The sequence below is a fragment of the Actinomadura sp. HBU206391 genome, assembly GCF_014323665.1.
GTDB lineage: Bacteria > Actinomycetota > Actinomycetes > Streptosporangiales > Streptosporangiaceae > Actinomadura_C.
The window spans coordinates 47,792-60,795 of record NZ_JABVEB010000013.1 but is presented as its reverse complement, the minus strand read 5'-3'; the positions used below and the strand labels follow the sequence as shown (position 1 = coordinate 60,795).

At 71.8% G+C, this 13,004-nt stretch carries 11 protein-coding genes; 3 read left to right on the top strand and 8 right to left on the bottom strand.

The genetic code is table 11. The features are described from left to right. Positions 1-13: 13 nt before the first annotated feature. Genes HKK72_RS08285 through HKK72_RS08275 form a run of 3 tightly spaced genes read right to left on the bottom strand, consistent with a single transcriptional unit; the run spans position 14 to position 3,053 of the window. Entirely contained in the window at positions 14-1,171 is a 1,158-nt protein-coding gene (locus tag HKK72_RS08285) for a glycosyltransferase (RefSeq protein WP_187233672.1), read from the bottom strand. Further along, positions 1,168-1,938 (bottom strand): DUF2334 domain-containing protein, encoded by a 771-nt coding sequence (locus tag HKK72_RS08280; protein ID WP_187233671.1) that lies wholly within the window; start codon positions 1,936-1,938, stop codon positions 1,168-1,170. The genes HKK72_RS08285 and HKK72_RS08280 overlap by 4 nt, the downstream gene beginning before the upstream one ends. Then, a complete protein-coding gene (locus tag HKK72_RS08275; RefSeq protein ID WP_315987145.1) occupies positions 1,935-3,053 on the bottom strand; it encodes a glycosyltransferase family 1 protein in 1,119 nt (372 codons plus the stop codon). The genes HKK72_RS08280 and HKK72_RS08275 overlap by 4 nt, the downstream gene beginning before the upstream one ends. Positions 3,054-3,196: 143 nt before the next feature. On the opposite strand from HKK72_RS08275, the gene HKK72_RS08270 reads away from it, so the two are divergent. Both HKK72_RS08270 and HKK72_RS08265 read left to right on the top strand, forming a co-directional pair. Beyond that, a complete protein-coding gene (locus HKK72_RS08270; protein ID WP_187233670.1) occupies positions 3,197-4,138 on the top strand; it encodes a D-2-hydroxyacid dehydrogenase family protein in 942 nt (313 codons plus the stop codon). Between the two features lie 99 nt (positions 4,139-4,237). After that, complete coding sequence (locus HKK72_RS08265) at positions 4,238-4,768, top strand: DUF4240 domain-containing protein (RefSeq protein ID WP_187233669.1); 531 nt, start codon at positions 4,238-4,240, stop codon at positions 4,766-4,768. A 29-nt stretch (positions 4,769-4,797) separates the two neighbouring features. Here the strand turns inward: HKK72_RS08265 and HKK72_RS08260 are convergent, their stop codons facing one another. The 5 genes from HKK72_RS08260 to HKK72_RS08240 are packed head-to-tail and all read right to left on the bottom strand — an operon-like array spanning position 4,798 to position 11,239. Continuing rightward, on the bottom strand, positions 4,798-5,772 hold the full coding sequence (locus tag HKK72_RS08260) for a 3-hydroxyacyl-CoA dehydrogenase (RefSeq protein WP_187233668.1): 975 nt from the start codon (positions 5,770-5,772) through the stop codon (positions 4,798-4,800). A gap of 5 nt (positions 5,773-5,777) precedes the next feature. Continuing rightward, positions 5,778-7,325: an aminomethyl-transferring glycine dehydrogenase subunit GcvPB gene (gcvPB, locus tag HKK72_RS08255; protein WP_187233667.1), complete on the bottom strand. Its 1,548-nt coding sequence runs from the start codon at positions 7,323-7,325 to the stop codon at positions 5,778-5,780. Beyond that, positions 7,322-8,716 carry an aminomethyl-transferring glycine dehydrogenase subunit GcvPA gene (gcvPA, locus tag HKK72_RS08250; protein WP_222720481.1) on the bottom strand — a complete coding sequence of 465 codons (1,395 nt, stop codon included), beginning with the start codon at positions 8,714-8,716 and terminating at the stop codon, positions 7,322-7,324. Before gcvPA ends, gcvPB begins: the two co-directional genes overlap by 4 nt. A 31-nt stretch (positions 8,717-8,747) precedes the next feature. Continuing rightward, positions 8,748-9,872 carry an ATP-NAD kinase family protein gene (locus tag HKK72_RS08245; protein ID WP_187233666.1) on the bottom strand — a complete coding sequence of 375 codons (1,125 nt, stop codon included), beginning with the start codon at positions 9,870-9,872 and terminating at the stop codon, positions 8,748-8,750. Continuing rightward, positions 9,869-11,239: an aminotransferase gene (locus HKK72_RS08240; RefSeq protein WP_222720480.1), complete on the bottom strand. Its 1,371-nt coding sequence runs from the start codon at positions 11,237-11,239 to the stop codon at positions 9,869-9,871. Before HKK72_RS08240 ends, HKK72_RS08245 begins: the two co-directional genes overlap by 4 nt. Positions 11,240-11,427: 188 nt before the next feature. On the opposite strand from HKK72_RS08240, the gene HKK72_RS08235 reads away from it, so the two are divergent. Beyond that, a complete protein-coding gene (locus tag HKK72_RS08235; protein ID WP_187233664.1) occupies positions 11,428-12,933 on the top strand; it encodes an NAD-dependent succinate-semialdehyde dehydrogenase in 1,506 nt (501 codons plus the stop codon). The last annotated feature ends 71 nt before the right edge of the window (positions 12,934-13,004 follow it).

The window sequence follows — 13,004 nt, the reverse complement described above, 5'->3', positions numbered from 1 at the left end:
ATGCGAGCGCCGGTCAGGCGAGCGCCGTTCGCGTCCGATCACTCGCCGTGCCGGTCAGCACGTCCAGCATGCCGGCGATGGTGGCCGACCACGGATAACGCTCGGCACCGGTGCGGGCCGCCCGGCGGCGCTGGTCGTCGGGCCAGCGCAGCACCTCCTGTACGGCATCGCCGAAGGCGCCGGCATGTGGCGCCGCGGCAAGACCGGTGCCGGGAGCGAGCAGCTCACGTGCGGCGCCGCGGTTCGCGGCGACCACGGGCGTGCCGCAGGCGAGCGCCTCCAGCACCGCCAGGCCGAACGACTCGGCCGGGCAGGTCGCCAGGGCCACGTCGGCCCCGGCGAGCAGACGGGCCACCGCCGACCGGGCGGGCAGGTGCCCGTGGAAGTCGACCGGCAGCCCCTCCCGCTCCGCGGCCGAGCGCAACCCGGCCGCCAAGGGCCCGTCCCCGGCCATGTCGAGCCGTACGGGCACCCCGCGACGACTCAGTTGCCGCACGGTGTCGAGCGCGAGTCCGGGCGACTTCTCCCGGGAGAGCCGGCCCAGATGCACCAGACGTACAAGCCCGTCGCCCGGCCCGCCGGAGGTGTTCCGGCCGGCCGAGGGCCGGAACGTGGAGAGGTCGACGCCGAGCGGCACCAGGTGCAACGACGGCACCGGGCCTCGCGAACGCCTCCGGCCCAGGGCCCGCCGGAACTCGGCCGCGGCGAACTCCGAGGTCACCACGATCGCGTCGAAGACACCGGCCAGCGCCTGGTTCCACCGGTCGGTCGCCTGCTCCAGCGGCAGCCGGCTCGGCAGGTGCGGAGCGAGGATCGCGTCGAGCCGCTCATGGGACAGCAGCACAGTGCGCACCCCGCGACGCCGGGCCCACCGGGCGGCGAGCACGAGCGTGGCCTTGTCCGACACCTCGATGACGTCGGGGCGCAGCCGGGCGAGCACCCGCAGCATCGGCCGGGGATCGAGGACGAACCGGTAGCCAGGGGCGACCGACGCGCCTGGCACCGTGACGACCAGCCCCGACTCCGTCTCGTCCCAGGTGCCGGAGCGGCCCGGTATCACCAGGGCCCGGTCATGGCCGGCGGCCACATATCCCCGGCCGAGCGCGTCGACGGCGGTCCGCAACCCACCCGACACCGGGCTGTAGAGGTTCGCGAGCTGGACGATCCTCACGTCGTGATCAGCGTCTCGTAGGTGACCGGGCGGCCACCGGCGGCGAGGGCCAGATCGATCGCGGTGAGCGTGGCCGCGCGCAGGCCGGGCCGTTCGAGGTCGGCGGGATGCAGCGCGATGCGGAACGGGATGCCGAACCTGGCGAAACCGCGGGCCGCGGTCGTCATCAGCCGGGCTCCGGCCCGCTCTGCGGCGCCCCCGCTGGGCCGGTGCGACAGGACCGGCATCCGGCGGTGGGAACCGCCGGTCAGGTCGTGCACCGCCAGGTGACTCGTCCAGTAGCGGAAGCCGACGTCGGCCAGCGCCCTGCGGGTCCCGGCCGAGGCGAGCCAGCCGGGCGGGGTGAAACCCACGACCCCGATGTCGACCTCGGCGAGCGCCTCCAGACCCGCACGCAGCAGGTCGCGGGCCTGCTCCTCGGTCAGCGACCAGAACTCCGTGGCCGTCCTGGCCGCCACCCGGCCGACCGCCCGCCGCAGGGGCGGGGCGTCTCCGCCGGGCTCGTGCCGGAACCCGTGCAGCGCCAGCTCGTGGCCTCGCCCGGCGGCCGCGTGCAGGAACGCCACCAGGTCGGGATCCTCGGGCAGGGCCGCGCCGCCGCCGTACGGCCCGGGGATCACCAGCAGGGTCGCCGGCACGTCCCGCCGCGTCAGGTCGGAAAGCCAGCCGGCGGTCTGGGCCGAGGTCGCCGGGGCGACGTCGTGCACCGAGACCACGAACGGAAAACCCTCGCGCCCGTCGATCCCGGGGTCCTTCTGCCCGCTCATGCCGCGCGCCTCGTGGACGTGCCATGACGTACGTCGTCATAGTGGCCGATCAGCTCGTCGCAGATGGCGCCCCAGTCGCGCCCGTGCACCGACGAGCGCGCGTGGCCGCCCATCCGTCGTCGCAGTGCCGGATCGGCCACCAGGGTCGCCACGGCCGCCCGTAGCGCGGCCGGGTCGTTCGGCGGATACAGCAGGCCGTTGTGGCCGGGCCGCACCAGGTCGAGCGGCCCGCCCGCGGCGGGCGCCACGACCGGTACCCCCGCGGCCAGCCCCTCCTGGACGGCCTGGCAGAAGGTCTCATCCGCGCCGGTGTGGACGAAGACGTCGAGTGAGGCGACGAGCTCCGACAGTTCGTCCCCGGTGCGGAACCCGGTGAAGACCGCCTCCGGCAGCAGCCGGCGCAACCGCCGCTCCGCCGGGCCGTCCCCGACGACGACGAGCCGGACCCCGGGAAGGTCCGCCAGGTGGGAGAGCAGCCACGGACGTTTCTCGGCGGCCAGCCGGCCGACATAGCCCACCAGCACCTCTCCGCCCGGCGCCAGCCGGGCCCGCACCTCCGGCGACCGGTGCCGCGGATGGAAACGCTGATCGTCCACTCCACGCCCCCACAACCTCAGCCGTGGAAAGCCGCGCCGCCGCAACTCCTCCAGCGTGGGCGTCGACGGCACCAGGGTGCGGTCGGCCTTCTCGTGAATGTGCCGTAGCCAGGCCCACACGACCGGATCGACGCCGCGCAGCCCGTACCGGTGGGCGAAGCCGGCCAGGTCGGTCTGGAACACCGCGACCGTCGGCACGTCGAGCCGCCGGGCGGCCGCGATGCCCGAGGTGCCGAGCAGCAGCGGAGAGGCGAGGTGGACGACGTCGGGTCCGAAGTCGCGCAACACCGCCACCACCTGCCGCGTGGGCAGCCCGACGACGAACGAACGGTAGAACGGCAGGGCGATGCCCGGGGTCGACCGCACCGGGTGACCGGCGTGGTCGCCCGGGCCGGGACCGGGGGCGACTGTCAGTACCTCGTGTCCCCGGCCGGCCAGATGCTCCACGACGCGGCAGACCGAGTTGGTCACCCCGTTCATACGAGGTAGGAAGGACTCGGTGACGATGGCTACCTTCACGGGCGTGAGCGTGACGGCGCGACGCGACCCTCCGACCGCCTTCCGGTACCGCGCCGGAGAACATCCAGCGAACGTCGCCCGCTTCACCTCGGCGGCCGCAACTCGGCGCGAGCGGGCACGACCGGTGAACTAACGTGGCGGTCATGAAGATCGCCATCCTCGATGACTACCAGAACGTCGCACTCGGCTTGGCGGACTGGGATTCGCTCGGCGCCGAGATAGAGGTGTTCACCTCTCCCATCGATGACGCCGACGAGCTGGTGCGGCGGCTCGCCGGGGCCGAGGTCGTGGTGGCGATGCGGGAACGCACCCGGTTCCCGGCCGAGGTGCTCGCGCGGCTGGTCGATCTGAAGCTCCTGGTGAGCACCGGCCGGCGCAACGCGGCGATCGATCTGGCGGCCGCCCGGCAGCACGACATCATGGTCTGCGGAACCGGATACCTCTCGTACCCGACCGCTGAGCACACCTGGGCGCTGATCCTGGCGGCGGCACGCAACCTGGCCACCGAGTTGCCCGCGATGGCCGAGGGCGGGTGGCAGACCACCGTGGGCACCGGCCTGCACGGCAAGACGCTCGGACTGCTGGGTCTCGGCCGGCTCGGGTCCCGGGTGGCGGCGGTGGGGCAGGCGTTCGGGATGGACACCATCGCCTGGAGCCAGAACCTGACCTCGGAGCGAGCGGCCGAGCACGGCGTGACGGCGGTGTCCAAGGAGGAACTGCTGAGCAGGTCCGACGTGGTGTCGATCCACCTCGTGCTCAGCGACCGGACCCGCGGTCTGATCGGTGCGGCCGAACTCGGCGCGATGAAGCCCGGCGCGATGCTGGTGAACACGTCCCGGGGCCCGATCGTCGACGAGACGGCGCTGCTCGCCGCGCTGCGGAGCGGCGAGATCGGTTGTGCGGCGCTCGACGTCTACGACACCGAGCCGCTGCCGGCCGACCACCCGCTGCGCGCTCTTCCCAACGCGGTGCTGACGCCGCATCTCGGCTATGTGACCCGAGAGGTGTACGAGATCTTCTACCGCGACGCCGTCGAGGACATCGCCGCTCATCAGGCCGGGGACCCGATCCGGGTGATGACCTGACCGCCGGCGGCGCGGGGCTGCCAGGGACATCGAGGGCGGACGGTCGGAATTGGCGATCTTGATTGCCGAGGGTGGCCGTGCATGGCACGCTGCCGTCTCATGGATCGACAGCAGTTCTGGGATCTGATCGAGGATGCCCGAACCAAGGCGTCCCAGGGGTCGGACGCGCGGACGGTCGCCGATCACGCGACGGCGAGCCTGGCCGCGCTGCCCAGGGAACAGATCGTGGGTGCGGCACAGCCCTTGTGGGACCTCTTGGCCGACTCCTACCGCGATGAGCTGTGGGCCGCCGCCTATCTGATCAACGGTGGAGCGTCGGACGACGGGTTCGAGTATTTCCGCGGCTGGCTGATCGCGCAGGGACGCGAGACTTTCGAGCGTGCCGTCGCCGACCCCGACTCGCTGGCCGACCTTCCCGCCGTACGGGCCGCCGCGGCCGAGCAGGAGGACCTGGAGGACGAGGACATCCTGCGCATCGCCTGGGACGCCCACCTGAAGGCCACCGGTGAAGAGCTTCCGCCCGGCTCCTTCACGATTCGCTATCCCCGCATCACCGCCGACTGGGATTTCGACGACCCCGCCGAGGTGCGTTCCCGTCTTCCCCGGCTCGCGCGGCTCCACATGGACTGACGCGGCCTCCGAGATCGCGTGGCGCCGGCTCAGTCGCCTCGGGTGAAGCCGGTGAACAGGTCGGGGTCGGCGCGTCTGGCCTGTTCGAGCCGCATGAGTGCGCGGTCACGCCGGCTCACGTGCTCGGCCCACTCCTCACTCGGCAGGCCCTCGTGCACGCTCGCCGCGACCTGGGCGACGAGATCGGGGGTCCACGGATCGTCCTGTCCTCGTTCGGCGCCCATCCGCGCATAGGCGGGGCCGAGCAACCGGGCGTGGCGCTCGATACCGCCTCGCGTGTTCAGCTCCGCGGTCGCGAACGGCCCGAGTACGGCCCAGCGCCGGCCCAGCCCGGAGCTGACGACGCGGTCGATGTCGGCCGGTGAGGCGACGCCGTCGCGTACGAGGCAGTAGGCCTCACGCAGCAGGGCGCCCTGCAGGCGATTGAAGACGAACCCCTCGTTCTCCTTGCCTACCAGGACGGGCACCATGCCCGCCCCGGACAGCAGCTCCCTCGCGCGCTCGATCGTCTCAGGGTCGGTGAACGGCGCGGGGGCGAGTTCCGCGATCGGCAGCAGGTACGGCGGGTTGCCGGGATGTACGACCAGACACCGCGCCCGCCCGGGCAGTTCGGCCGCGAACGCCGAGCAGGGGATCATCGAGGTCGAACTGGCCAGGACGGCGTCGGGGCCGGCCCGCCGGTCGAGTTCGGCGAACAGCTCCCGCTTGACCTCGAGCGACTCGACCACGCATTCCTGCACGTACACCGCGCCGTCGAGCGCCTCGTCGAGGCCGGCCGCGACGCCGACCAGGCCGAGCACCGCGGTGATCTCGGCCCCGACGAGGCCGAACCCGTCGAGCTCGGCCAGCCGGCTCTCGATCTCCGAGAGCGCCGTCGCGGCCCGATCGGCGTCGACGTCGTGCAGTGCGACCCGGTGACCGGCACGCGCGAACACGATCGCCCACGCCGCGCCGATGCTGCCCGCTCCGACGATGGCGACGGGCGCCGGAACGGGCGAGGACATCTCGGTCACCGGGCGCTCGCGTTCGTCCGGTCCGCGTTCTTGCGCTGGTAGGCGCGCCACGTCGTCGCCCAGCGGGAGGGGTCGTCCAGAGACGACCCGTCGATCTGAGCCACGACCTGGTTGTGCGGAGCCGATTTGACCATCGCCGGGTCGCCCCGCCCTTCCTCCATCACATGCGCGAGCACGTCGATCCAGTAGTCGATGTCCTCCATCGACCACCCTTCGCCGGCCTCGGGCGTGAACGGCTCGGGCACGATCCACGGCTCATGGCTGAGCCAGAACGCGTCGACGCCGAAGTCGGTCATGCGGTTCTGGACGTCCACGGCGGTCACGCCGGTCTGCTCGGTGTACTCACCGAGGCTGAACCGCGTCATCTCCAGGCGCCGCAGGGTCAGGTGGTCGAACGACTTCGTGATGCCGGGGATCGCGAGGAGCCGCGATTCCATGTAGTTGTTGGCCAGCACCGAGATGTCGGCCGCCTCGCGGATGCCGTCGGCCCCCATCGCCAGCAGCCACGAGTAGGCCTTCACCACCTGGGGCAGGTTGCCGAGGAACTCACGTACCCGGCCGACGCCGCCGGGGTTCTCGCGACGCTCGTAACCGGAGTCGGTCTGGACCACGAGCGGGCCGGGCAGGAACCGTTCGAGCTCCGGCGTGCAGCCGTACGCGCCGACCGCCGGGCCGCCGCCGCCCTTCGGGACGCCGAACGTCTTGTGCAGCATGAACATGCACGCGTCGAAGCCGAGTTCCGCCGCGCGGACGCGCCCCATCACCCCGTTGAAGTTGGCGTGGTCGTAGAAGCAGAGCCCGCCGGCCTCGTGCACGATGTCGACCCACTGCTTGATGTGCGGGTTGTAGATGCCCATGTCGTCCGGGTTGTTGATCATGAGCGAGGCCGTACGGTCGCTCACGACGGCCCGCAGCGCGTCGAGCGAGGGGTAACCGTCCCGCTCGACCGGCAGTGTGATCACGTTGAAGCCGGCCGCCGCCGCGGTGGCCGGATTGCAGGGATGGGCCTGCGCGGTGGTGATGACGTCGCGCCGCTGCGCCAGCTCGCCACGCGACTCGTGGTAGGCGCGGGTGACGGTCGCGTGCATGTACGCGGCAGCCGCGCCGCCACCGGCCTGGAACACGAACCGGCCCATCCCCGAGAGTTCGCGGAGCATCAGGTCGAACCGGTGGACGATCTCGAGCAACCCCTGAATGGTGCTGTCGTCCTGGTGCGGGTGCACCTCGGCGACCTGGTCGCGCGCGGCGAGCAGTTCGTTGACCCGGGGGTTGTACTTCATCGTGCAGGTGCCGAAGAGGCTGATCCCGACCATGCCCATGGTCTGCTGCGACAGCCGCAGGTAGTGCCGGAGGACGTCGGGTTCGGCCGCCTCGGGCAGTGCCGGCGGCGTCGCCCGGCGCATGCCCGCCGGCAGCGGGTCACCGGGGCCGGCGCCCTCGATGGGCCCGGGCGGGACGGTGCCCCTGCGGCCGGACGCGCCCTGTTCCATGATCAGCGGCTCGTCCCAGACCGCGGCGTGGTAGCGACGGGTGATGCCCTTCATGCCGTGACCGCCTCGTTGAGTGCGCTGACCAGCGCGGTGATGTCATCTGCCGTGTGGATCTCGGTGACGCAGTAGAGCGCCGCCTGGCCGAGCTCGGGGAAGTCGGCCGAGAGGTCCTTGCCGCCGAAGATGCCCCGGCCGCGCAGGGCCTCGTTGACCGCGGCGACCGTTCGCCCGGTGCCGCCAAAGTCCACGACGAACTCCTTGAAGAACCCGGACGGCCAGAGCACCGAAAGTCCCTCGATCTCGCCGACGCGCCGGGCCGCGTACGCGCTGTTCGCCGCGATCGTCTCGCCGATGTCGACGAATCCCTGCGGGCCCATCAGGGCCATGTAGACGGCGTTCACCACCGTCCACAGGTAGACGGAGTTGCCGGTCCAGTCGTTGCCGTCCTCCCGCGACCCGTACGAGCTCTGGTGGAACAGCGTCATCCCGAACGCGCGCTCGCCGGGCACGATCGTGTCGGCCAGGCTGACCTGCAGCGTCGGGTACTCACGTGCGTAACGCTCGTCGTCGCGGGTGGCGATGAAACCGCCGACGCCGCCACCGGCGTTGAGGTGGACGCCGAGCGGCTGGGTGGTGCCCACGACGATGTCGGCGCCGTACTCCGGCGGTGGCTTGAGCACGCCGAGCGAGATCGGGTCGACACCGACGATCGTCTCGGCGCCGTGGCGACGCGCGAGCTCGGCGACGGCGGCCGCGTCGGCCTCGATGACGCCGAGATGGTTGGGCGTCTCGAGATAGACGGCCGCGGTCGCCGCACCGACCTTGGCCTCGAGGTCGGCCAGGTCCACCCGGCCGGTGGCCGGGTCGTGCCGGGCGACGACGACGGTGATCGGGTCATTGCCCTCGCTCGGGCCGCAGTAGGTCCGGATGACCGCGAGACGCTCGGGGTCGAGCGTGCTCGGCACGACGACCTCGTGCCGGCCGGTGAGGCGGGCCGCCATCCGGACGGCGTGCCCGGCCGCCGCGCCCCAGCTGTAGACCGGCAGGCCGACGAACTCCATGCCGACCAGTTCGCCGAGCTGCGACGCGTACTCGAACCAGGCCTGGTTGCGCCCGTGGTCGGACGAGGGCGTGCCCCAGACCGGGGTCAGGAACTCGCTGCGCGAGGCGATCTCGTCGCACACGGCCGGCACGTAGTGCTGCCAGCACCCGGCGCCCAGGAAGTTCAGGTTCTCGGCGCAGCTGTCATTGCGATCGAGCAGCTTTCGTACGTGCCGGCGCACAGTCGACTCGGCCTTGATCCCGGCCTCGAGGGCGATCGGCTCGGCCGTGAGATGGTCGGCGGGGATCTGTTCGAACAGCTCGTCGACGTCGGAGATGCCGGTCGCCCGCATCATCGCGGTCTTGGCATCCGGCGTGGAGTTCGGCATATATGGGTGTGCCACGGTCACGGTTCCCTTCTGTGCGCGTTGCCGGCTAGGCCACGATCCGCAAGACGGTGCTCCTGCCCCGCCCCGTGCGAACCTTGCGGTAACCGGTGATCGGAGCGGTCGCGTGCTCGTCGCCGACGTCGATCCGCAGCGTCGGCGGATCGAGCGCGGCCACCTTGCCGCGTGCGGCGAGGATCTCGATGTTGTCGGTGCCGACCGCCGCGAGCACGGCGGCGCTGATCTGCTGGTTGCCCCGCCCGAGCAGGAACCCCTGGCCGCCCACGACGCCGAGCACCAGCGTCGCCGACGGGTGCCGCAGCAGCAGCGACAGCAGTTCCGCCTCGCTCGCGTCGGCGGCGAGCAGGCGCCCGCCCAGAACGGCGTCGACGCCCAGCGGCGACGCGGGCAGGCCCAGGGCGGCGTTGACGTGTGCCACCGTGGTACCCGGCCCGAGCAGGTACAGCCGGTCGGCGGGCATCTCGCGGGCCACCTCGCGGCCCAACGCGACGAGGTCGGCGTCGTCGGCCCCGCCGGCGACCGCCTTGGCGCGCTGCAGGGAACCCCTCGCGTCGGGCACCCTCGCGATACCGAACATCCGGGGTGTGGCCGGCGATGCCCCGTCCCCGCCGGCGAGATCGACCACCTCGGCGTCGACACAGCCGAAGCGGGCGGGTTCCGCGAGATAGCGCGCCGCGGTCTCACCCGCGGCCTCCGGCCCGGTCGCGAACACGCCGGAGTGCATCTTCACTCCCGACGGCACGCCGAGCACGGGCACGGCGGCGCCCACCGCGTCGACGACGTCGCGGGCCGTGCCGTCACCGCCGACGAACATCAGGAGCGAGACGCCCGACTCCACCATCGCCCGCGCGGCGTCGCGGGTGTCCGCCGCCGTGGTGGGTCCGGTACGGGCGCGGTGCAGCGTACGCACGGTCCAGCCGTCGCCGGTCAGATGGTCGGTGCCCATCGGCCCTTCGACGGCGACGACCGGCACGGCCGGCGCGAGCCCGTGCAGGCGGTTCAGCGCGCGGCGCGCGCGATGCGGGGCGACGGCCTCGGCGCCCCGGCGCACCGCGGCGTCGAGCGCCGGCCCGTCGGTGCCGTGCAGACCGACCCGGCCGCCCATCCCGGCGATCGGGTTGACGACGACGCCAAGCGAGGGTCCTTCGGTCATGGCAGCAGGCGAAGCTCCGCCGCCACGTCGTCCAGCGCCCGTCTCGTCGCCGCCGCCATCTCGTCGATCTCGGCCTCGGTCACCACGAACGGGGGCGAGAACGAGATCGTGTCGGCCGACGGGAGGGCCCGGGTGATCACACCGAGTTCCCGGCTGCGCCGTACGACCGCGGCCGACACCTTCAGTGCCGGGTCGAAGGCCGTCAGCGGGTCCGTGGACTTGACGAACTCGACCGCGCCGACCAGGCCGTGACCGCGTACCTCGCCCACCAGCGGGTGGCCGCCGAACTCGGCCCGCAGCCGCTCGGCGAGATACTCGCCACGCGCCTTGGCCTGCGGGATGAGCCCGTCGCGCTCGATGATGTCGAGGTTGGTCATGGCCGCCGCCGCGGCGAGCGGGTGCGCCGAGTAGGTGTAGCCGTGGCTGAAGACGCCGTACTTCTCCGACCCGCTGGCGATCACATCCCACACGGCCTCGGAGACCAGGCTCGCCGAGAGCGGCATGTACGCCGACGTGATGCCCTTGGCGACGGTGATGAGGTCGGGTCGCAGCCCGAAGACCTCCGAGCCGAAGTTCTCGCCGAGCCGGCCAAAGCCGCAGACGACCTCGTCGGCGATCAGCAGTACGTCGTACCGGCGCAGCACTTCCTGGATCGCGGGGAAGTACGACGCGGGCGGGACGATGACGCCGCCGGCGGCCTGGAGGGGCTCGGCGATGAAGGCGGCCACGGTGTCCGGGCCCTCGGCGAGGATCAGTTGCTCGAGTTCGTCGGCGAGCCCTTGGACGAACTCCTCCTCGCTCTGCCCCGCCTCCTGCTCCCACAGCCGGTGTGGCGCGCGGACGAAGTGCACCATCGGCAGCGGCAGATCGAACCCGGCGTGCATGCCGGGCAGGCCGCACAGGCTCCCGGACATCACCGTCACCCCGTGGTAGCCGCGGTTGCGCGAGATGATCTTCTTCTTCTGCGGCCGGCCGAGGACGTTGTTGTAGTACCAGACCAGCTTGACGTGCGTGTCGTTGGCGTCGGAGCCGCTGTTCCCGAAGAAGACCTTCGACATCGCGCCCGGCGCCATCGCGATGAGCCGCTGCGCCAGCCGCGCGACCGGCTCGTTCCCCATCGACGCGAACGTGTGGTAGTACGCCAGCCGCTCCGTCTGGGCGCGCAGCGTCTCTGCCATCTCGGCGTTGCCGTAGCCGATGTTGACGCACCACAGGCCGGCCATCGCGTCCAGATAGGTCCGGCCGCGCGTGTCCGTCAGCGTCGATCCGTGCCCGAGGGCGATGGTCAGGGGGCCGGTCCGCTCATGCTCGCGCGCATGCGTGAACGGGTGGAAGAAGAACTCTTTGTCGATGTCCTCGATCGTCATTGGCGCCTGCATCCGTGAAGTCGGTGTGGGGAGGGTCGGTGTGTCGAATGGGAGGGGGTCGGGGGACCGAGCCGGCGACCGCGAGGCCAATGTAGCAATAAATGGCCGCGTAGCGTACCGTTGCCCGCTATCCGGCCACTGGGTCGCCGGACAAGTGCTATCTCGTCGGATTTGCCGGATATTCGAGCATGGAGGCTGACGCCGTGGACTCGACCTTCGACCGCTCTCGACTGCGCTCTCACCTGGGCGACGCGGACCTGTTGCGGGAAGACCTCTTCATCGACGGCGTCTGGACGCCCGGCTCGGCCGGAGAGCGCAGCGACGTCGTCGACCCCGCCACCGGCGCGGTCATCGCGCGCATGGCCGACGCGACCGGCGCCGACGTCCGGCGCGCCATCGACGCGGCCGAGGCGGCGGCTCCGGCCTGGGGCGCGATGACCGCGATCGCACGCGCGCGCGTCATGCGCCGGTGGTACGACCTCATCGTCGCCAACGCCGACGACCTGGCGACGATCCTCGTCGCGGAGCAGGGGAAGCCCTTCGCCGAGGCGCGCGGCGAGATCCTCTACGGCGCCGGCTTCGTCGAGTGGTACGCCGAAGAGTGCAAACGCGCCTACGGCGACGTCATCCCGACGAACGTGGCCGGGCGCCGGCTGCTCACCATGCGACAGCCGGTCGGCGTGACTGCGGCGATCACGCCGTGGAACTTCCCGTCGGCGATGATCCTGCGTAAGGCCGGGCCCGCGCTGGCGGCCGGCTGCCCGATGATCATCAAGCCGGCCGAGGAGACGCCGCTGTCGGCCACCGCGCTCGCCGAACTCGCCGCCAGGGCCGGGATCCCGAACGGTGTGCTCAGCGTCGTGTCGGGCCGGCCGGCGATGATCGGCGAGATTCTGACCTCGCACCCATCGGTCCGGGCGCTGAGCTTCACCGGCTCGACCGAGGTCGGCAAGCTGCTGATGGCCCAGAGCGCGCAGACGGTCAAGAAGGTCGCGCTCGAGCTCGGCGGCAACGCTCCGCTCATCGTGTTCGACGACGCCGACCTCGACACGGCGGTCGCCGGTGCGATGGCGTCGAAGTTCCGCAACGCCGGGCAGACCTGCGTGTGCGCGAACCGGGTCATCGTGCAGTCCGGCATCCACGACGCCTTCGTCGAGCGCTTCCGTACGGCGATCGAGGCGCTGACCGTCGGCAACGGCTTCGAGGACGGGTCCGAACAGGGACCGCTGATCTCGGAGGCCGCGGTCGAGAAGGTGCGGCGGCACATCGGCGACGCCGTCGCCGGCGGGGCCACCGTGCTCAGCGGCGGCGACCGGCACCCGCTCGGTCACACGTACTTCGAACCCACGCTGCTCACCGGCGTACGGCCCGACATGCTGGTGGCCCGCGAGGAGACGTTCGGCCCGGTGGCCGCCGTCATCGAGTTCGACACCGAGGACGAGGCGATCGCGATCGCCAACGACACGCCGTTCGGTCTCGCCTCGTACTTCTTCACCACCGACCTGGGCCGGATGTGGCGGGTCGGCGAGGCCCTCGAGTTCGGCGTCGTCGGTGTGAACACCGGACTGATCTCCTACGAGGGAGCGCCGTTCGGAGGCGTGAAGGAGTCGGGCGTGGGCCGGGAGGGCTCCCGGCACGGCCTCGACGAGTTCACCGAGCTGAAGTACCTCTGCGTCGACGGTCTCGGCGGCTGACCCGCCGTCCGCTCCGGCCGCCGAGACGCCCGCCGGCTCGGCGGCCGCCCCCACGGCCAGAACGCCCGGCG